Origin of the sequence: Streptomyces hygroscopicus subsp. hygroscopicus (genome assembly GCF_030269125.1) — a bacterium.
In the GTDB taxonomy this organism is placed as follows: Bacteria; Actinomycetota; Actinomycetes; order Streptomycetales; family Streptomycetaceae; genus Streptomyces; species Streptomyces hygroscopicus_C.
On sequence record NZ_BSSM01000003.1, the window covers coordinates 87,367 to 106,692 of the forward strand.

Genomic DNA, 19,326 nt, shown 5'->3' on the forward strand with positions numbered 1-19,326 from the left:
AACGGCAGCCCCCTGCACAGCACGGCCACCTGTGCCACCACCTCCTGCCTCGGCGTTCCCCCGTTCCCGCCGAGGATCCGGCGCAGGAGTTCGACGGGCCTCGGCTGCCATCTCCGAGACCGTGAGGAGGTCCACGGCCTCCAGTCCCGACAGGGGCCAGCGGCTGGTGACCAGTACCAGGCTGCGGCCAGATCCGGGCAGCAGGAGGCGGACATTGCGCGTTTTGTCGAGAACTCGTGGCACCCGCCGAAGTCCGCGGGTCGGGCTCGCTCACCGCGAAGTCGCGCGCCGCCTGACGAAAGCCGCTACCCGTGCCGCTCCTGACGCGTCCGGCAGCGCCATGTGCTTTCGTCAGGGCACCAGGACCAGCCGTCCGCGCAGCCCGCCCTCCGCGAGCCGGGCGTGGGCTTTGGCGGCGTCGTCCAAGGCGAAAGTCTCGGCCACGCGGAGGGTGAGTACGCCCTCGTCGACCAGTCGGGCCATTTCCGCCAGCCGCGCCCCGTCCGGACGCACCAGTACGGCCGCGGTGCGCACCTCGCGCACGGAGGCGGGCTCGGCCCCCGGGATCACGCCGACGTAGGCGCCTGTGTCGCGGACCCAGGCGAGAGCCGCCTCGCCGAGGACCGCCGCGTCGAGGACCGCGTCGTATGCCCCTGCGCCGTCGGTGGTGAAGCCGGTGGCGCCCAGCGACCTCACGAGCCCCTCGTCACTCTTCCGGGCCAGCCCCGTCACCGCGATCCCGCGGTGTGTGGCGAGTTGCACGGCGAACCCGCCGAGAGCGCCCGCCGCCCCCGTCACGAGGAGGGACTGTCCCGATGACAGCTCCAGCACGTCCAGGGCTTGTGCAGCGGTCAGCGCGTTCAGCGGCAGGGTGGCGGCCGCCACCGCGTCCACCGTCGTGGGCGCCTTCGCCACGGATTCAGCGTCGACGACGACGTACTCGGCGTGCGTGCCGAGCGGCTTGGCCATGCTGTAGTCGAGGGCCACCACCTGGTCTCCGGTGTTCCATACGCCAGCGTCGTCACCCGTCGCTTCGACCGTCCCCGCGACGTCCCAGCCGAGGCCGAGCTGGTCATCGCCCCCGAAGGCGCCGGAGCGTATGGCCGCGTCGATCGGGTTCAGCGCTGCCGCCGTGACCTTGATCCGTACCTGTCCGGCGGCCGGCTCAGGCATCTCCGCGTCGAGTACCTCCACGACCTCCGGTCCTCCGAAAGCCCGCACGACTGCTGCACGCATGACAACTCTTCCTGTCTAGTGACCATAGCTGACACTCACTGTGTGAGCTGTTCATTCACTCAATCAAGAGCCTTCAACCAATGTAATGGCGTTACTATCCATGCGGAAGTAGTTACCTGTAAGTGCATATGTGTCCAGGAGGAGAGTCATGACGACCTCGGTCGAGGCGCCGCACGGTGAGCATCCAACCCTCGCCTACGATGCGTTCCGCTGTGGATGCCCCACCAACCAGCTGCTCGGCAGGCTCAGTGACAAGTGGGTCAGCCTGGTCGTCGCCGCGTTGGCGCCCGGCACGCTCCGATACAGCGACCTGGCCCGCACCCTCGCCGGAGTGAGTCCGAAGATGCTCACCCAGGCGTTGCGTTCCCTGGAGCGTGACGGCATCCTCACTCGCACAGTCACTCCCTCGGTGCCCGTCCGGGTCGACTACGCCCTCACCCCGCTCGGTGAGAACCTTGCGCTGCTGCTGACCGCGGTGAAGACCTGGGCGGAGACGCACTTCGACGAAGTGCTCGCAGCGCGGGAGCGCTATGACACGCAGAACGACATATAGTGTCGCGACATGTGTCGAGTTTCACTTGGCAACAGTACGAGGCATGACCGCATAGCTCGAATGACTCGATGAGTCACTGATGTCATGTCCTCAATCACTCACTCACCACACCAGGAGGATTCATGGACCAGTCGGCACATGATGCTTCCCACCGTCGCAGAACCGTGCTGACCGCGGGCCTGGGTGCCGCGGCGACCCTCGGGCTTTCAGCCGGTGCCGCCCACGCCGCGCCAGCCTCCCGTCCCCAGCGAACCGCCCGCATCCTGGGCCGCGAGGTCGACGTCACCCACGCGACGCCGGAAGTGGTGCGCCTGTTCGCGTCCTACTTCGAGGCGAAGACGGCGAGGGACGTCGACGCGACCATGGCCCACTTCGCGCGGGCCATGACCTACATCGACGCCACTCTGGGATGGGCCTGGTACGACTGGCAGTCGCTGTACGACCTGTTCGCCAAGCTGATGCCGACCTGGCCTGGGACCTCCGCGTCCTACCCCACCCGTATCCTCGGTGACGCGAACAGCGCCCTGGTCTGCTTCACCGACACCCCGGAACTGTTCGGCCACGAGATTCGCCCCCTGGGAGCCGTGAATTTCCGGAACGGCAAGATCACGCGATGGATCGATTACTGGGACGGGCGTGCCTTCACCATCGCAGGCATCGAACAGGAGCGCACACCGGCCGACCGGTTCCCGACCGACTTCAAGGAGGCGGTGGTCGGGGAGACGGCGTCGCCGACGCTGCGGTTGACCGTCCGGAAGCTGAGTCACGCGCTCGGCACCGGTGATGTCGCACAGGCAACCTCACTGTTCCACCCCGACGCGGTGCTCGAGGATCAGGCCCTGCACCTGAGCGTCACAGGGCGCATCGCGCTGGAGGCGTTTCTGACCTCGGCGCTCGGCCTGCTGCCCTATGGCCGGGGCGCGGCGGTGCGCCACGTGGTCGGCAGCCGTAGTGGCGGTGGATACGAGTGGGTCAACGCCTCCTCCGCGGCACCCCGCGGCATCACCGCGCTCTCCCTCGACGCCGCGGGACTGATCACACGTCTGACAACGGTTTGGGACAGCTCCCTGTGGCCGGTCGACGCGATCGGCCGGGCACAGGCGGCGAGCATCCCGCAGTGAACAAGGGCCCCCGGTGAAGCCAGCCCACGCGGGAAGGTACCAGCGGGGCGTCCCGTTCCGGTTGCGGTGCCGCCTCCTTCGGGCGGCACCGCTCGGCCTTGGCCAAGGATGACAGCGGACCGCTGAAGAGCCCGTCCGAGAGCCGTGCATGGCCGCCAGGCAGGACCACAGGGGAAAGGAACTTTCGTGGAACTCGGCGACCTCCTCCTCGACCGCATGCCCGAGGCGGCCGGACGACGCCTGGACACGCTCGTGCGCCAGGCACGGGCTGCGGACGAGGCGGGGCTCGACGTCTTCGCACTGGGGGAGCATCACCGGCCCGACTACGCGGTCTCGGCACCGGAGGTGGTGCTTGCGGCCATCGCGGCGACGACCCGGCGCATCCGGCTTTCGACGGCCGTCGTCGTCCTCTCGACGGCAGATCCGGTGCGGTTGATGGAGCAGTTCGGCACCCTCGACCAGATCGCCCACGGCCGGGCCGAGATCACGGTCGGGCGTGGGGTGTTCCCCGAATCGTATCGCCTGTTCGGGTACGACCTGCGGGACTACGAGGCCTTGTTCGATGAGAAGGTCCGCCTCCTGCTCCAGCTGCGCGACGACCCCGACAAGCCGTGGGAAGGCAGGTTCCGGGCACCCTTGAACGACGTGTGGATCGGACCCCGGCCCGCTCAGGAGAGGCTGCCAGTCTGGATCGGAGTGGGAGGCACACAGCAGAGCGCCCTGCGTGCTGGAACGCTCGGACAGCCGATGTTCCTGGCGCTGTTCACCGGGCCGCGCGACGGCGCGCGTCTGGCCGACCTATACCGGCGCGCGGGTGAGGAGGCCGGCCACGATCCCGCGTCGCTGCGGCTGGCCACCGGAGGGCATATGTTCGTCGCGCGCACCTCGCAGGGCGCCCGGGAGCAGTTCTTCCCGCACTACTCCCGCTACTTCTCCTCCCATCCCAGTTTCCCCGGCGGCATGCCGCGTCACGTCTACGATCAGTGGATTGCCAAGGGCCTGCTTGTGGGGAGCCCGCAGCAGGTCGTCGAGGGCATCATGACCCACCGCGAGGTGCTCGCCATCGACCGATTCGTCGCCCAGTTCGATCCCGGCCTGCCCACGGACCTCGCCGACAGCAGTCTTGAACTCTTCCTCACCGAAGTGCTCCCCGCCATCAAGGCCGAGACCCGCACTGCCGGGACGGCGGAGACGGAGCCTGGGCCGTGAGGGCCGGAGTCATCATCGCTCCTCCGCTTTTCCACGGCTTCGCGCACCGCGCCCACCAGCATGCCGCCGGGGCTCGAAAAGGGGCCTCGTAGCCCGGACTTCGGGCGCTCCCGAGGCAGACTGACCAGCAAGATTCACCTGGTCTGCGACGGTGTCGGCCGCCCGCTCGCCTTCATCGTCACGGGCGCCAACACCAATAACTGCACCCAGTTCACCGCAGCGATGGGGGCGATCCGGGTGCCCCGCACCGGCCCGGGACGGCCCCGCGTGCGGCCCTCGCACGTCCTGGGCGACAAGGGTTACAGCTCCAGAGCTATCCGCACCTGGCTGCGTCGGCGCGGTATCAGTGCCTGATCCCGGGGCCCGCCGACCAGGCCGCCAACCGCAAACGGCGCGGAGAGGCCGGCGGGTGGCCTCCGGCGAGTCGACCGCGAGGACTGCAAGGCCCGGCACGCGGTCGAATGCGGGATCAACCGGCTCAAGCGCAATCGGGCGGTCGCCACCCGGTTCGATAGACTCGCCGTCCGCTTCGAAGTCACCGTCCTGATCGCCGCGATCGGCGAATCGTGGTGACCGGCCTGAGCTGTCGGCCTCACCTGCCATGCTGACCGCGACCAGGGTGAACAGGCGAGGGGATGGGGGCTCAGTTCTACGGTGCCGACAGCGAGAACGGCAACCGCATCGACGACCCCTCTGAAGACGCGCTTTTCATGGTGCTCAGCGACCTCAACGACTCCGACAACACCTTCATGGTCGTCCAGCCCGACGAGGACGACCCCGTCTGGCTCGCCTCAGTGGCCGTCTGGACGAAGGCGGCTACGAGATCGTCCGCCGCGACACCTCCTGCAACGCCTTGTCGCGCCGCTGTAGGCTCGGGCCACCGGCGTCTCGGCCGGGCCCGGCGTATCGGCGAACACCCGTCGCGCGGGATTCGGAAGCCTCGGAAGACGCCGTCGTCATCCGCTGCATCGACGAATGCTTCCCAGTCCACGTTGCATCTTGCGGTGGGTGCGGCGGCGCTTGATCTCCATGGCCTGGACCGCGTGCGGGAAGAACAGACCTGGCCGGACGGTGCAGACCTTCAAACGGCGGACCTCGCGGCGGCCGTGTCTGGCCCCGGTGGTGCGGGCCTGCAGCGGAATCTGATGCCAGGGCAGGCCCCGCAGCTGCTTGCGCAGCTTCTTCTGGTTCCCCTTGACCACCAAGAGGTAGTGGCCACTGGCGGCGATGACGTGCTCGGCGTGGGCGCGCTGGGTGTGCATCGCATCGGCGGTGACGACAACGCCGCGCAAGTCGATCCGGTCCAGCAGCGGGGCGAGCGCGGGGATTTCATTGCTCTTCGCGGCGACCTGGCGCTGGGCGATCACGGTCTGGCAGGCGTGGAGCGCGGCGGCGAGCAGGTGGACGGCTTGGCCGTCGGTGCGGGATCCGCGCCTGGTCTTGCCGTCGACGGCCAGACCGACCAGGGTGTCGCCGGGTCCGACGACCGGGTCGTCGACGTAGCGGGCGAGCCAGGCACCTACGGCGTCGTCCAAGGCGTCGCCGTCCAGGCGGGCGAGGAGTCGTCCCAGCGTGGAGGCGTTGGGTGTGCTGGAGGTCAGTCCGAGTTGTTCGCGCAGCTCGGAGTCGGTGTCGGCGGCGAAGCGGGCGATGGCGGCCAGGGACGTGGCTCCGCCGAGGACGGCGACCAGGCACAGTGCGAGCAGGGAGCCCAGGGGGTAGCGGCGGCCCCGGGTCCGGCGCGGATCGGGTAGCCGGCCCAACACGTCCGCCAGGCAGGCGAGCTGTGACGGTTCCGGTTCCGGGTATGCGGAGTCGGTGTCCGCGCAGTGGTGCTGCAGGACACCGATCAGGGAGGATGACACGCGAACGCGACCTCTGTTCATGATCAAAGGCTTCGACAACCTTGATCATCAGGGGTCGCGTCTCTCGTTGCAGAACTGGGTTAACGGTCCACGCCTGCGCGTACTTCTCCGTCATACTCAGCGTGTTGAGCCGCGCTGGCCAGCGTCTCGGTCGCGCCGAAGGCGGGGCCCGCACCGGGCTCTCGGAGAGGAACCGGCCGGGTTTTGGCTCTGCGCATCGGACGTGGCCATCTTCGCAGGCCATGTGTTACCGGCCTTGTGGGCCGATGCGGTGACCAACCAAGAAGGCGGCGGTACCGCTTGCTGTGGCGTCGAGAGGTCAGACGCGGAGCAGGTCGGTCGAGACCGTCCAGAGGCGCTTGGCGGTGGCGGGATCGAGCGCCCATTCCTTGACACCGTGCGGGTGCTGCGCGAGGTCGGCGTCGTTCGTCACGGTGTAGGCCTCTTGTGCATCGTCGAGGTAGTGGCCTCCGGAGTGCGCGAACTCCGGGGCGACGGCTGCGACGATGCTGGTGGCAGCGCCCTGCTCGACCGTTTTGTACGTGAAGACTCCTGCGGCTTCGGCCGCGTCGAGCGACTCCTTCTGTTGCGTTGTGAAGTTCCGCTGCAGTCCCGTCGCGACACCGCCGGGGTTCACCGCATTGGCGATGATGCCGTCGGATGCCCAGAGGCGACTTGCCTCGACGGCGAAGAGTGAGTTCGCTGTCTTCGACTGGGCGTAGGCAATCTGCGGATCGTAGCTGCGACGCTCGAAGTGGAGGTCGTCGAAGTCGATGCCGGCACGCATGTGCGCCGTCGAACTGACCGAGACGATCCGTGCTCCGTCGCGGTCGGCCGCTCCCAGGGCCAAGGCGTCATGAAGGCCGATGGCGAGGGCGACGTGGCCAAGATGGTTCGTCGCGAATTGCAGCTCCCAGCCTTCACGTGTGCGTTCGAGGCCACCGGTGACCACGCCCGCGTTGTTGATCAGCAGGTGCAGCGGGCCGTCCCACGCGTCAACGAATCGCGTGACGGTGGTCCTGTCGGCAAGGTCCAGCCGGAGGGCTCGGGGTCGTATTCCCCCGGTCGACTTCTCGATCGTCTCAGCGACGGCGTCCCCCGCCGTCGTGTTCCGGACAGCGAGCGTCACCTCGGCCCCGGCAGCGGTCAACGCGCGAGCCGTCTCGATCCCGATTCCGGAGGAAGCTCCCGTCACGATCGCGCGGACCCCGGTGAGGTCGACACCCCGCAGTACCTCGTCCGCGGTGCTGGAGGCGGTGAAGGGCGTGGAGATGGGTTCGCGAGTAGTCATGGCGGTGACTATACGCACTAGTCTTGGTTTGTATAGTACGACTCTCGCTCGTATGCTCGGTCCATGAACAGGCCCACCCCCAGCCCCCCGCCGTCGACGGTCGCCGACACCGACCGTCGGACCATGGTTCTGGACTCCGCCATGGTCACGTTCGCGCGATTCGGTTACCGGAAGACCTCGATGGAGGAGGTGGCGCGGGCGGCGGACATCTCCCGGCCCGGGCTGTACTTCCTCTTCTCCTCGAAGGAGAGCCTGTTCCGCGCCGCCGTCACCCAGGCATTGGAGCGCGACCTCGCAGCGGTCGAACACGTCCTGGCCGACACCGGCCGACCCCTTGCGGAGCGCCTCCTCGATGCGTTCGACCAGTGGGCGGGCCGCTACATCGGCCCGCTGACACGGGATGTGGCGGTGGTCATCGAGGACAACCCCGGCCTCCTGGGGGAGATCGTCGAGACCACGCCGCAACGTTTCGAGCAACTGATCACAAACGCGATCGCCGTCGAGGCAGGACAAGCGGCGGCCCGCCAAGTCGCCCAGACGATGATCAGCGCATCGACCGGCCTCAAGCACCAGGCCGCATCGCGGGACTTCTACCTCGAACGACTGGAGGTCGCCATCAATCTCCTGGTGCGCTGAAGACGTTCACCGAAGCCGCGGGAGAGAGCCCGGCCGAACAGCCAGGCCCGCCCGCCCGGCCAGATCTGGCACCGATCCCCCGCCACCGGACGATCCTCTGGCGCCCGGAACGTGCGCCAACCCGGCAGGCTTCCACCCCTGTTCGGCCTCCTTCAACACGTCTACCCAACAGGGAAGATGCGATGTCACCTGGCACGACATCCTCACCCCCATCGACTGCGGCGACAACCTCGAACGGATCGGCTGCCCGCACTGCGGTGCCTCGATCGACACCGAGTGGTACGCCGACCTGCTGGAAAGCCACTGTGAGGATGGCTTCGCCACCTTGGCCGTGGAAGTGCCCTGCTGCGGCGCCGCCACGTCGTTGGACGTGTTGGACTACGACTGCCCGTGAGGCTTCGCCCACTTCGAGATCGCCGTCTGGAACCCCGAACGTGACTGGTTCGGCGATGAGGAACTGGCCACTATCGGCGACACACTCGGGCACCCGGTGAAGCAGATCAGAGCCCACATCTGACTCAGATCTCAGCAGGAACCAAGTGCAGCCGTCCAGCCCGACATCACCCTTTCAAGTTCCGAAGCCAGCGAAGCGTATAGTCCCAACCGCTGGCACGGAATGGCCGATTCCCTGGTGTCCCCTGCGGACGCACCGCCATAGCTTGTCATGGACAGTCACCAACAACGGGGAGGACTGTTCATGCGGCGAATGGCCACAGCCTCAGCTGCCGTTGCATCCGCCATTGCCCTGTCAGGCTGATCCGACTGCGCACGTCACCACCCCGAGCCTTAGGCGGCCTCAAGGAAAGCGGCTGCAACAAAGACTTCTACGAGGACAGCACTTACCCCAACGCCCTCGGAGGCCGAGGCAGTGAGATCTGCATATGGGCCGAGGTGCTCGGGAAAAAGATCTCAACGAACCCGTCATGCACCTATAACGACGAGTAACGGGCTACCTGCACCGGATGGGATGCGCATCGCCGCACGTAGTCCGGTCGACGTGTTGACGCTCTTCGCCTCAACGCCACCTCATGACAGGATCGCGAAAGCAGGGTACCGCTGAGGAGCGGCACGAATGGGGATTTGCTCTACCGCTCGACGATCGCTCGACAACGGAGGGATTCACTCGCTCATGAAGCTCATCAAGAGAGCGTCCCTGGTGGCATCTGCAACCGCGGCAGCAGTTATGGCATTGTCCGCGACAGCCAGCGCCGTCACGTTGAATTTCAATGCCAACGGACCGGCCGATGGGAGCTGCACCATAACGACCAAGGGGTGGGGTAGCTACACCTACTACGCGAATGGCGGCGTCAAAGGTGGCTACCAGGCATACGCAGGTGGTTTCGACGTAACGGAACGCGACACCTGCTCCGATGGTTACGGCGCGGTACTGCACCTGACATATTACAAGTGGAACGGCAGCTCGTGGGTCTACACGACTGCCGATCCGATCAAGGTGACCACCGGGGCCGGCACCCAGGCGTCGCGCAGCTGGACCTTCGAAGACGTTCGCGATGTGAAGATCTACAGCTGCAGGATCAACAGCGCTGGCGGGCTCTCGTTGTGCGCCTCCGCAGCGTTCTAGTACTCCAGCTGTAGATCGCGATCTTCGTAGTACGCGGTCTGCCGGGCGTCGGCAGCGGCCGGCTGGGGCTTGGTGGCTGCGACGGGCTGGCGCGTAAGGTGCCGGGATGATCGCGATGCCAGAGGAGTTCGCACAGAGCACCGTCGACCGCGAAGGTGAGGCCGGGGCGGCATGGCTCGCCGAGTTGCCCGGGATCGTGGAGGAGTTGCTGGGGCGCTGGGGGTACGTGCCTGATGGCGAGGTCATGCACGGGGGCGTTGGCGTCATCGTTCCGGTACGGCGGCAGGCTGAGGAGAGCGCCGTGTTGAAGGTGTCGTTTCCGCATCCTGGCAACGTCCATGAGCCAGATGCGTTCGTTGCGTGGGGTGGGTGCGGCGCCGTCCTGCTGCATGAGCGCGACGACGAGCGCTTCGCGATGCTGCTGGAGCGGGTTCAGCCGTCGACTCTAGCGGAGGTCGAGGACGGCGACGAGGTGGTGACGGTCGCCGGGCGGCTCAATCGCCGTCTGGCCATCCCCGCACCGCGCGGCCTGCCCCGGCTGCGTGAGCAGGCCGATGCCTGGGAGGAGCAGCTGTGCAAGGACGCCGAGGAGCTGCCTCATGCACTGTCGCGTCAGGTGCTGGATGCCGCCGTGGCGACCGTTCGGGAGCTGGGCCGGGACCAGCCGGACACCCTCATCCATGGCGACCTCCATGCCCGGAACATCCTGCGTGCCACCCGAGAGCCGTGGCTGGCTGTCGACCCCAAGGGGTACGCGGGGGATCCCGCCTACGACGGCGGCACACTGCTGAAGTCCCGCGCACTGAAGCTCCTCGAAGCGGATGACCTGCACAAAGCTGTCCACCGCGTCTTGGACGTCTTCGCTGAGGCCGCGGAAGTCGACCGTGAACGCGTTCAGCGGTGGGCCCAGTTCCATGCCGTCCAGGCTGCGTTCTGGGGCCGCCGCCACGGCTTTCGTATCGCCCGCAGTGGACCACAGCTGGACTGGCTCACCGAATTCGCCGACCGCCTGGCGGAGTTGCTCACCGAACGCTCGTAGAGCGTGATGGTGCCGGCCGGGTCCGGTGGGTGGACGAGTGCGGCCACCGTTGATCATCGTGAGCTGTCTGGACTGACGATGAGATGGTGGCCGCAGGTCACGGCATGGATCCGGCCCGTTGGCGGGAGGCGTTCGCGGCGGCCATGGGCCGCATCGCGGGCCGGTTCGCCCGATACGAACCCCGCCTACGAGCCGGGCGGCTGGTGCTGGGCCTGCTGTCGAACCTGCCCCGCAAAAACTGCTGGACGATCGCCGAGTGGGTCGGGGAGGCCAGCCCGCACGGTATGCAGCATCTGTTGTGCCGGGCCGCCTGGGATGCCGAGGCCGTCCGCGACGACGTGCGCGAATACGTCGTCGAGCACCTCCACGACGAAGCCGCGGTGCTCGTCGTCGACGAGACCGGCGACGTGAAGAAGGGCGTCCACACCGTCGGGGTCCAGCGCCAGTACACCGGCACAGCCGGACGGATCGAGAACGCCCAGGTCGCGGTCTACCTCGTCTATGCCGGCGCCCGGGGACACGCGGCGGTGGACCGGGAGTTGTACATTCCGCGTTCCTGGACGAGCGATCCGGATCGCTGCCGGGCGGCAGGGCTCGCCGAGGACACCGTCTTCGCGACCAAGCCGGACCTGGCCCTCAGGATGATCGAACGGTTCTGGGATGCCGGACACTGTGTCGGCTGGGTCACGGGTGACGAGGTCTATGGCGGCAACCCGAGACTGCGCGCGGCATTGGAGGAGCGCGGCATCGGCTATGTCCTCGCCGTGGCCTGCTCGGCCGAAATGGCCACAAGTACAGGGAGGTTCCTTGCCGATGTCCTGGTGAAGAAGGTGCCGAAGCGGGCCTGGCAGAAGCTCTCCGCGGGACGCGGTGCGAAGGGACACCGGTTCTACGACTGGGCCGTCGTCGACCTCGTCGAGCCGACGCCCGGCAGCCACCAGCTCCTGATCCGCCGCAGCCGGACCACCGGCGAACTCGCTTATTACCGCTGCCACTCCACCGGTCCAGCCCCGCTGACTGTGCTGGTCAAGACCGCTGGTTCAAGGTGGCGTGTGGAAGAAACCTTCCAGGCCGAGAAAGGGCTGGCGGGACTCGACGAGCACCAGGTCCGCCGCTACCGCTCTTGGACCCGCTGGGTCACCCTCCCGATGCTGGCCCACGCCTTCCTCACGGTAGTCCGTGCCGACGAACACGCCCGCAGCCCCGCCCCAGACGGCCTGGTCCCACTGTCCTGCAACGAGATCCAGCGCCTGTTCATCACGGTCACCGTCCAGCCTCGCCACGACCTGGCCCACCGGCTCGGCTGGTCGCACTGGCGACGGCTCCATCAGCAGCGATCCCTCACCAGCCACTACCGGCGACAAGCCGCATCCGGGACATGAAGATCGCGATCTACAGCTGGAGTACTAGACTTCAGCCTACTGATCTGGTGATCTTGTCGCGGACTCTGACCGTCATGCGGTTGGGGCCGCAGCGGGCTCTGCGGAAGATTCGCCAGGACTTCAGACTCGCGACGCTTCGTTCGACTGGCGCCCGTGCCGCCGACAGCGCTCGGTTGATCGTCCGCTGGGTCGGGTTGAGGCTCTGGCGGGAGTCGCCTGATCGGCGTGGTCACCCAGGGACCGGCCCCGATGTAGGCGCGGTCGGCGAGAACGGGAACGCTCTGGCGTTCGTAGATCCGGATGATTCGGTGGGTGCAGGCTGCGGTCAGGTCGTGGGTGCGTCCGGGTAGTGCGGGCGAGATCCACAGCAGCTCGCCCGCGGGATCGGTGACGACCTGCACGTTCACGCCGTGTCGGCGGTGCTTGTGCGAGAAGTCGGCCCGGCTGTCGCCGCCCCGGTCGCACTCGGCGAGCGTGCCGTCGAGCAGGACGTGCTCGGGATCGGTCTCCCTCAGGACTCGCAGCAGGCCGGGGCCCGCCGGGCGAGGTGGTCGACGACGGCAGTGACGTAGGCGTGGGCGGTGCCGACGGATATGCCGAACCCGGCGGCGATCTGCGTCAGCGGGTCGTGCCGGCGCAGGTAGACCAGGGCGACGGATGGAGGTCTCGCCCTACGTCGCCTTCTTCTTCCTGTTCTTCGGCATGGTCGCGTTCAATGACCTGATGGTCGGCTCGCCCTGGACGAAAGACCTCAGGGCCATCGCTGAGGCAGGCGGTCTTTCAGGAGCAATTTGACCCGCTATTGGTGGGGATGACCGGAATTGACTCTCTCTGGAGTTCCGTGATGCTCATGACTGGATGAGGATGCGGGTCCGCAGGAGCTCGAACGAAGCCCGGCCATGCATTGCCCTCTTGAGGGTTTTGCCCGGTTCACATGGCCTTCGACCACGCCATAGCTCCACGGCAGGGTGAGCCCGGCGGTCACGGCGTCGAGGTCCTGGCGGAGGAAGCCGGCGAAGCCCTTCATCGGCTTCGGTGCGTCCTGCTCGGCCCGACGGATCCACTCCAACAGCAGGTATATCCACGCTGGTGGCGGACCAGATCGGCGAACGCCCGAGCGAGATCGCAGGCCCGGGAATGTCCGGGCAGGCGAGCCGGACCTGAAGCAGCCGCTCGTCCTGGCTCTCGATGAGCGTCTCGGGGCGCGCATGATCCAGGAGGTGATCTTGCGGGGGCCCCGGACCGGTTGTCGCGCAGAAGGCGGGCAGCAGGAGTGCCGCAACCGGTGACGTGGTTTATATGTATTCGGAATGGTAGTAATAGTTCGACTCTAAATCCGAGGCCTGCCGAATTACTGCCGAGATCGCCTCAATGAGTGGCTTTCCCGGGCCGGACCGGCGTGCTTCGGCAACCTTCCGAACCGGCTCTGTATCCCTATGAATGTTACGTGAGGCGACGGAAGGTAGGAGACAATGTTCGAGCGAAGGAGATTTCTCATGGCCGGTGCCATGGGAAGTGCGGCCATGCTTCCACAGGGCGTTCTGGGAGCGCGGGCGTATGCGGCGACTGCTCACACGGCAGCGTGTCCGGGCGGCCCGATTACGCACACCCCTCCGCTGGAGAAGTATGTCGACCCGCTCCCCAGGCCGTTGACGGCCGTCTCGGATCCTTCCGTCTATCCGGGCGCCGACTACTACGAGATCACGATGCGGCAGGGCTCGTGGCGCTTCCACCGGGATCTCGGGACGGCAACCGTGTGGGGTTACTGGGCCAACAACCCACACGATCCGCAGAAACCGATCGGCATGGGCTATCTCGGGCCGACCGTCAGCGTGACCACGGACCACCCGACGGTCGTCAAATACCGCAACGAGCTGCCGACCACCCACCTGTTCCAGTTCGTGATCGACGCCATTCGCAGCGGGTGCGACGAGCTGACCCCGACCCCTCCGCCCCCCTACAAGTCCATGGTGCCGTTTCCCCCGAATGTCAACGTGTGGAACGTCGTACACCAGCACGGCGGTTTCACGGCGCCGCAGTCCGACGGCATGCCGCTGCAGTCCTTCAGTCCGGACGGTATCCACGCCGAGTCCTACACCACCTTGGAGCCGGGCCGGGTCAAACCCAACGAAGCGATCTACGCCTACACCAACCACGACCGTTCGTGCATGCTCTGGTACCACGATCACGGCATGGGGATGACCAGCCTCAACGTCTACGCCGGCCTGGCCGGTCTCTGGCGCATCGGTGACCCCGCCGACGAGCGGCTCGGGCTACCGCGAGGCGAATTCGAGGTCCCCCTCATCCTGCAGGACCGGACCTTCCACCCGGACGGTTCGCTCGCCTACACCATGACCCTGCAGGAAGGCGAGGACACCCCGGTCGTCAACGGGAAGGCGTACCCCTTCCTGGAGGTCGAGCGGCGACGCTACCGGCTGCGCCTTCTCAACGCCTCGAACGAGCGCTTTTGGCGGCTGAGGTTCGAGACTCAGCCCAGGGACGCAGTGCCTGAGGCCCAACTGCCGTTCTGGCTGATCGGCACCGACGGCGGTTTCCGCGCCCCGTTGCAGATGCTGAACTTCCTGATCTCGCCGGCAGAGCGGTACGATCTGATCATCGACTTCAGTCAGGTGCGCATGGGCACGAAGGTCAGACTGGTGAACTACCATGCGCCGGTCCACTACCCCGGCATGCCGGGCGAGGGGCCGGAAATCCGGGAAATCATGGAGTTCCGGGTCACTAAACCACTGTCCGGAGGCGGGGACAGGTCGAGGCCGCCCAAGGAACTCAGGCTGCCGACAGTCGCACCGGTCAAACCGAAACCGCACACCCGTCGGCGGCAATGGGTCGTGTACCAGCACAAGCTGTTCAGGACCATGACGTTCAACGCGGTGCCGTTCGAGGCGCCGTCCCAGGACTTCATCGAGGAGGGCTCGACCGAGATCTGGGAGTACATCAATCCCAACCACGACGCCCACCCGATGCACGTCCACCTTGTCAACTTCCAGGTGCTGGACAGGCAGCCGATCGACGCGGCCGCTTACCAGGCCGATTACGACAAGTGGATTGACGGTGGCCGCAAACCGAAGGACCTGCCGGTGCTGGAGAACTATTTCACCGGCCCACCGGTACCGCCGGACCCGGACGAAGCACGGTCCAGCAAGGACACGTTCAAATCCTATCCGGAGACGGTGACCAGAATCATCATCCAGGAATTCACCCCGCCGACGGCTACGATCGCGTCCATTCCGGGGAGCGGTGCCGAACTCCCGGCGACGTACATCCACCACTGCCACATTCTCGAACACGAGGACGACGACCTGATGCGCCCGTGGACGATCGTCGGCCACGGGCAACATGACGGCGGCCACGGCCACTGACGGATCGATTGACCCGCGTGTGCCGGTCCGTGCCCACGAGGCTCGGACCGGCACCGGCCCCATGACCCCGACCCTGCCCGGACTGTCTCCCCATCAGTTCGACGGCGACGTAGCGCCTGCCGAGTACCGGGCTGCTCAAGGGCCTCGTTGGTCATCTATCCTGCCGCACTCGACCTGCCACATGCGCTCGTGGAGTGGGTCACCATGCTCCTCGTCACCCGTGAGGGCGACCGACTCTGACCGATCTCGCCTACCAGGGCGGCGGCCCCTGGCTGACCACCGGCATCAAACGCAGGCCCGTGCAGGAACTCACCCCCCACCGAGAAGACCGTCAACCGGGCCCTGGCCGCGGCACGGGCACCGGTCGAACGCGGCGTCGCCCGCTTGAACTCCTGGCGGATCTTCCGCCGCCCGATGCAGTCCGAACCGCATGACGTCAATCAGCTGCGCTCCCTCCCCGTCGTCTGTCGCGCATGGCCACCTGCCGAGCGCCGGCCGCGCCCGGCCGCGGAGGGCACCCGGCACCCGGCACCCGGCACCCGGCACCCGGCACCCGGCACCCGGCACCCGGCACCCGATGATCTCCTCCTCCACGGACATCACAGAGAAGTTCAGCTGCGCCGCTGACCGCACCACCGCACCGCACCGGTGCGGTGGTGCACACCCCATCCAGTGCGCACCACTGCGGGGGCTCTCCCACTCCCCCGCGTCCTGGCCCGGGGGCCGGTACGCGGCTGGCTCGCCGGGATCGGCCGGGGGCCGGGCACGGGGGTCGGAGGTCGGCGGCGGGCGGGGAGGTCGGGCAGGGACCACCCGGGCGGTGTAGAAGCTGTAGCCGACCTCCAGGAAGTGGGTGGAGATGGCGGCGACCACGACCTGGTCGTCCAGGCCGGGATCGCAGCGGCGGCCGCAGGGGCCGGTAACCCGGGTGCCAGCGCTGCTGCTCCTGCTCCTGGCGGTACGGCCCGGACAGGGCCGCCGCCGGGCGGAGCCCGGAGTGGCCAGGCCTCGTTGGCGCGCCGTGGGACGCCGGCCGCGCCGAGGCCGCCGTCGCCTGCGGCTGGCGCTAGTCGGTGGCCGCCCGCTGGCGCGAGCACGCCTTCGCAAGGCTGGACGCGATGGCGTCGCGGCGCCGGCTGAGGTCCGATCCGCTGGGACTTCGGCCGGTGCTGCTCGCCGAGGCCGGAGGCGGGCGGAGGTTCGGCGGGCTCGCGGCGGCGACGGGCTGCGAGCCGGTCGCCCAGGGCCCGGCTGCTGCACCTGCTGTGGTCCCGGCAGCTGGGCGTCGACCTGGCCGGCCCGCTCCAGGACCGCTCACTCGTGATGCCCGCCGGGGATGCGGGCCGGTGACCGCGGCGGCGGTGCTGGACCTTTCCCCGGCGCCGGGCTGGTGCTGGACGGGACGGAGTGGACGGTCGAGCGCCGCGAACCGCACCTGGGCCGGGTCCAGTTGGTCAAGGACGACGGCACCCGCGAGCGGATGACCTTCCGGTTCTTGGCCAACCATCCGCAGTGCCTGCCGTCGTCGCGGACGTCGGCGGCGGGGGCCGACCGGGGCCGCCAGCGCAAGGCGTCCGAGGACCTGAACGCGGGCCGGCTGGAGCTGACCGAGCTGCGGATGGCCCACCTGCTGGAAGTGGCGACCGGGTTCCGCTCCGGTGACCCGCTCCACCCGGGCCCGGGTGAACCGAGAGCCGAGTACGACCCGGCGACCACGACGCTCACCGAGCGCCGCCCGCGAAGGTGGCGGAACTCGCGGCCCTGGACCCTGCTCACGCGAAGCTGCTGGGGCTGGGCTCGGTCGGCTACCGCACGCTGATCCGGTGGGAAGACGCCCGCCGCCGGTTCGGGCTGGTCGGCTGCGCCGACGACCGGTGGCTGCGCCGCAGCGGCGGAACCCGGACGGTTTCCGAGGAGGTGCGGGAGGCGGTCCTGGCGGTCCGCGAGGAGACGAAGCGGATGGCGAAGGTGTCGATGCGGACCAAGGACCGCGTGATCCGCCAGTACGTCCGCGAGGAGTTCGGGCCCGGGACGAAGGTGCCCAGCTACGACACCCTGCGCGTGACGGCCACCGGGGCACACGACATCCCCCGCCAGGGCCGGGACGCCGCCCGAGGATCGGTGAGACCGCCCGGGACCGGTGGCTCTTCCGCCCCTGGATCCGGCCGCGACCCTCCTGCGCGCCCGGCCGGCGGCCGAGCGGGAGTCGCTGGACGGTGCCCGTCGAGCGGGAGTCGCTGGACGGTGCCAGGACCGCGCAGTCGCGGCCAGCGCTTTTCCGATTGTTCAGAGTGATGTCCGGGGGCTGCTGAACAATGCGCCGGCCGCTGAACTGGCTTCTGGCGGGCCTCGCTTCGGAGCTTCGAGGGCCGCACCGCACACCTTGCGGTCCCGTACACGAACGCCGGAAGAGGGCGAACGAACATGACGATCGCGAAGAGGACGACAACCCGTGCCGGAGTGCTCATGGCCACGGCGGCACTGGCGCTGGGAGCCCTGGCAGGGAACGCCGACGCCCGCAGCGCGAACATCTCCAGCTGGAACAGCAGGTCCGACTGCAACGGGGCGACCCCGTACTACTTCTGCCTGTACTACTCGCCCAACGCCAAGAACGCTCCGTACCGGAGCCGGGCGGCGAAGATCGGCGATCTGGGTACCAAGCGGTTCACCGGCAGCAAGGCCGGTCACGGGCTGAAGGTCCGCAACCACGCCGCCTCCGCCCAGAACGGCAGCTGGTGCAACGTGGGCATCTGGTACTCGCCGAACTACCGCGGGAACTCCAACTGGCTGTCGCCGTTCAAGGGCGGGAACTTCACGAGCTGGCTGCGCAACAACGAGGCGTCCATCGCCGTCTCGGACCACACGCGCTGCCCCGGCCTCGGTCACTGAGCCCGACGTTCCCTGATCACGCGGTGCCCCGCCGAGGGACGGGGCACCGCGTTCGCGGACTCCCGAGAAAGCGATGGCCATGGCGTACGTTTCCGCACCTGCCCTGACACGACCGGCACCGGCCGTACGACGCGTGCGGCGTCCACGGCGCGTACGACGCGTGTGGCGCGTACGACGCGTCGCGCTCGTCGGCGGCGCGCTGCTGGTGGCGGCCCTGACCGCCTGCTCGTCCCGGACTCCCCGGCCGGCCGGGCCGCCCGCGCTGGGGGAGATTCCGCGCACCGTCGCGGTGGAGCGTCTCCATCTACCCGTGGAGCGGTACATGCTGTCCCCACGCCAGGCGCTGCGCTTCGACGAGGTGCAGGACGCGGCCGTACGAGCCTGCATGAGGGGGCTTTCCGCGCCGTACCCGGCCGCGACCCGCCTCCGCGCCGGTTCGGCGGCGGAGCGGGAGGCACTGGACGAGTACACCGTGCTCTACCGGCGATACGGGCTCACCGACGCCGCGGAGGCCCGGACCTGGGGATACCACACTCCGGCCGCCGATTCCTCGGGAGGAACCGCTGCGAAGGCGCCGAAGCCGCAGTTCCCGTCGGCGGCGGCCCGGGATGTCCTCACGGGGGTGGACCCGTCGGGTGCGCCCGTCACCTCGTACCGTGGCCGGCCGGTCCCGCGGGGCGGATGCCTGGGGAAGGCCGAGAGGCTGCTCGGCGCCCGCGGTTCACAGGGGCCGGGCACCGACCCGGACGGGATCGTCGCCCGTATCAAGGCCGACAGCTTCGAGCGGTCCATGTCCGACCCCAGGGTCACGAAGGTCTTCGCGCGATGGTCGGCGTGCATGGACTCCCGGGGCTTCACGATGCACACCCCCATGGACGAGGTTCCCTCGTCGAACGGGGCCACCCCGTCCCGCAGGGAGATCGCCCAGGCACGGGCGGACGTCGCCTGCAAGGCGCGCACCGACCTCGTGGGGATCTGGTTCGCGGTCGAGTCGGCCTACCAGAAGGCCGCGATCGGACAGCACGGCGCGGAACTGGCCCGGGTGGAGGCCGCCCGTGACATGACGATCCGCACGATCGACCGGCTGTCGCGCGGCCAAGACCAGGGCCGGGCATGAAGACAGCACCGTCGCATGAGGCGGAG

Annotated in this window: 16 protein-coding genes and 4 pseudogenes; 15 read left to right on the forward strand and 5 right to left on the reverse strand. The window is 68.1% G+C overall.

All coding sequences use genetic code 11. The annotated features are described in order from the left end of the window. Positions 1-351: 351 nt before the first annotated feature. Positions 352-1,236 (reverse strand): NADP-dependent oxidoreductase, encoded by an 885-nt coding sequence (locus QSK45_RS08505; protein ID WP_285554798.1) that lies wholly within the window; start codon positions 1,234-1,236, stop codon positions 352-354. Positions 1,237-1,384: 148 nt separating this feature from the next. Here QSK45_RS08505 and QSK45_RS08510 point away from each other — a divergent pair, with 148 nt between their 5' ends. The 5 genes and pseudogenes from QSK45_RS08510 to QSK45_RS08530 form a co-directional block, all read left to right on the forward strand. Next, complete coding sequence (locus tag QSK45_RS08510; RefSeq protein WP_285554799.1) at positions 1,385-1,789, forward strand: winged helix-turn-helix transcriptional regulator; 405 nt, start codon at positions 1,385-1,387, stop codon at positions 1,787-1,789. 122 nt (positions 1,790-1,911) lie between these two features. Next, positions 1,912-2,910: a nuclear transport factor 2-like protein gene (locus QSK45_RS08515; protein WP_285554800.1), complete on the forward strand. Its 999-nt coding sequence runs from the start codon at positions 1,912-1,914 to the stop codon at positions 2,908-2,910. A gap of 186 nt (positions 2,911-3,096) precedes the next feature. Next, positions 3,097-4,119 (forward strand): LLM class flavin-dependent oxidoreductase, encoded by a 1,023-nt coding sequence (locus QSK45_RS08520; RefSeq protein ID WP_285554801.1) that lies wholly within the window; start codon positions 3,097-3,099, stop codon positions 4,117-4,119. 44 nt (positions 4,120-4,163) lie between these two features. Beyond that, positions 4,164-4,692, forward strand: a pseudogene (locus tag QSK45_RS08525) (IS5 family transposase); the annotation flags it as partial. Positions 4,693-4,754: 62 nt separating this feature from the next. Continuing rightward, positions 4,755-4,969 (forward strand): annotated as a pseudogene (locus QSK45_RS08530) (hypothetical protein); the annotation flags it as partial. Positions 4,970-5,075: 106 nt separating this feature from the next. On the opposite strand, the gene QSK45_RS08535 reads toward QSK45_RS08530, so the two are convergent. Together QSK45_RS08535 and QSK45_RS08540 are read right to left on the reverse strand one after the other, a co-directional pair. Beyond that, entirely contained in the window at positions 5,076-5,984 is a 909-nt protein-coding gene (locus QSK45_RS08535; RefSeq protein WP_285554802.1) for an ISAs1 family transposase, read from the reverse strand. A gap of 319 nt (positions 5,985-6,303) precedes the next feature. Next, entirely contained in the window at positions 6,304-7,275 is a 972-nt protein-coding gene (locus QSK45_RS08540; RefSeq protein ID WP_285554803.1) for an SDR family NAD(P)-dependent oxidoreductase, read from the reverse strand. A 141-nt stretch (positions 7,276-7,416) separates the two neighbouring features. Here QSK45_RS08540 and QSK45_RS08545 point away from each other — a divergent pair, with 141 nt between their 5' ends. The 4 genes from QSK45_RS08545 (at position 7,417) to QSK45_RS08560 (ending at position 11,914) form a co-directional block, all read left to right on the forward strand. After that, on the forward strand, positions 7,417-7,911 hold the full coding sequence (locus QSK45_RS08545; protein WP_285555517.1) for a TetR/AcrR family transcriptional regulator: 495 nt from the start codon (positions 7,417-7,419) through the stop codon (positions 7,909-7,911). Positions 7,912-9,040: 1,129 nt separating this feature from the next. Then, positions 9,041-9,493, forward strand: a complete 453-nt coding sequence (locus QSK45_RS08550; protein WP_285554804.1) for a hypothetical protein — start codon at positions 9,041-9,043, stop codon at positions 9,491-9,493. A 106-nt stretch (positions 9,494-9,599) separates the two neighbouring features. Beyond that, positions 9,600-10,532, forward strand: coding sequence for an aminoglycoside phosphotransferase family protein (locus QSK45_RS08555; protein ID WP_285554805.1), 933 nt, complete (start codon positions 9,600-9,602; stop codon positions 10,530-10,532). A 143-nt stretch (positions 10,533-10,675) separates the two neighbouring features. Continuing rightward, complete coding sequence (locus QSK45_RS08560; RefSeq protein WP_285555519.1) at positions 10,676-11,914, forward strand: IS701 family transposase; 1,239 nt, start codon at positions 10,676-10,678, stop codon at positions 11,912-11,914. Between the two features lie 31 nt (positions 11,915-11,945). On the opposite strand, the pseudogene QSK45_RS08565 reads toward QSK45_RS08560, so the two are convergent. Together QSK45_RS08565 and QSK45_RS38370 are read right to left on the reverse strand one after the other, a co-directional pair. Beyond that, a pseudogene (locus QSK45_RS08565) lies at positions 11,946-12,441 on the reverse strand (transposase family protein). Further along, complete coding sequence (locus tag QSK45_RS38370; RefSeq protein WP_490993536.1) at positions 12,426-12,563, reverse strand: helix-turn-helix domain-containing protein; 138 nt, start codon at positions 12,561-12,563, stop codon at positions 12,426-12,428. Before QSK45_RS38370 ends, QSK45_RS08565 begins: the two are co-directional and overlap by 16 nt. An 8-nt stretch (positions 12,564-12,571) precedes the next feature. Here QSK45_RS38370 and QSK45_RS08570 point away from each other — a divergent pair, with 8 nt between their 5' ends. The 6 genes and pseudogenes from QSK45_RS08570 to QSK45_RS08600 all read left to right on the forward strand — a co-directional run bounded on the left by QSK45_RS08570 (position 12,572) and on the right by QSK45_RS08600 (position 19,300). After that, the gene (locus tag QSK45_RS08570; protein ID WP_285554806.1) at positions 12,572-12,709 is read left to right on the forward strand and encodes a hypothetical protein; all 138 of its coding nucleotides are present in this window, start codon (positions 12,572-12,574) and stop codon (positions 12,707-12,709) included. Positions 12,710-13,410: 701 nt separating this feature from the next. Next, entirely contained in the window at positions 13,411-15,294 is a 1,884-nt protein-coding gene (locus QSK45_RS08580) for a multicopper oxidase family protein (protein ID WP_285554807.1), read from the forward strand. A 224-nt stretch (positions 15,295-15,518) separates the two neighbouring features. Then, positions 15,519-15,745: pseudogene (locus QSK45_RS08585) on the forward strand (transposase family protein); the annotation flags it as partial. A 939-nt stretch (positions 15,746-16,684) separates the two neighbouring features. Next, on the forward strand, positions 16,685-17,113 hold the full coding sequence (locus tag QSK45_RS08590; RefSeq protein WP_285554808.1) for a hypothetical protein: 429 nt from the start codon (positions 16,685-16,687) through the stop codon (positions 17,111-17,113). A 605-nt stretch (positions 17,114-17,718) separates the two neighbouring features. Next, positions 17,719-18,183: a hypothetical protein gene (locus QSK45_RS08595; protein WP_285554810.1), complete on the forward strand. Its 465-nt coding sequence runs from the start codon at positions 17,719-17,721 to the stop codon at positions 18,181-18,183. A 79-nt stretch (positions 18,184-18,262) separates the two neighbouring features. Continuing rightward, entirely contained in the window at positions 18,263-19,300 is a 1,038-nt protein-coding gene (locus tag QSK45_RS08600) for a hypothetical protein (protein ID WP_285554812.1), read from the forward strand. Positions 19,301-19,326 lie beyond the last annotated feature (26 nt).

Coding starts and splice junctions, on each gene's coding strand:
- QSK45_RS08505 (WP_285554798.1), bottom strand. CDS start 1,236: ATGCGTGCAGCAGTCGTGCGGGCTTTCGGAGGACCGGAGGTCGTGGAG.
- QSK45_RS08510 (WP_285554799.1), top strand. CDS start 1,385: ATGACGACCTCGGTCGAGGCGCCGCACGGTGAGCATCCAACCCTCGCC.
- QSK45_RS08515 (WP_285554800.1), top strand. CDS start 1,912: ATGGACCAGTCGGCACATGATGCTTCCCACCGTCGCAGAACCGTGCTG.
- QSK45_RS08540 (WP_285554803.1), bottom strand. CDS start 7,275: ATGACTACTCGCGAACCCATCTCCACGCCCTTCACCGCCTCCAGCACC.
- QSK45_RS08545 (WP_285555517.1), top strand. CDS start 7,417: ATGGTCACGTTCGCGCGATTCGGTTACCGGAAGACCTCGATGGAGGAG.
- QSK45_RS08550 (WP_285554804.1), top strand. CDS start 9,041: ATGAAGCTCATCAAGAGAGCGTCCCTGGTGGCATCTGCAACCGCGGCA.
- QSK45_RS08555 (WP_285554805.1), top strand. CDS start 9,600: ATGATCGCGATGCCAGAGGAGTTCGCACAGAGCACCGTCGACCGCGAA.
- QSK45_RS08560 (WP_285555519.1), top strand. CDS start 10,676: ATGGGCCGCATCGCGGGCCGGTTCGCCCGATACGAACCCCGCCTACGA.
- QSK45_RS08570 (WP_285554806.1), top strand. CDS start 12,572: ATGGAGGTCTCGCCCTACGTCGCCTTCTTCTTCCTGTTCTTCGGCATG.
- QSK45_RS08580 (WP_285554807.1), top strand. CDS start 13,411: ATGGCCGGTGCCATGGGAAGTGCGGCCATGCTTCCACAGGGCGTTCTG.
- QSK45_RS08595 (WP_285554810.1), top strand. CDS start 17,719: ATGACGATCGCGAAGAGGACGACAACCCGTGCCGGAGTGCTCATGGCC.
- QSK45_RS08600 (WP_285554812.1), top strand. CDS start 18,263: ATGGCGTACGTTTCCGCACCTGCCCTGACACGACCGGCACCGGCCGTA.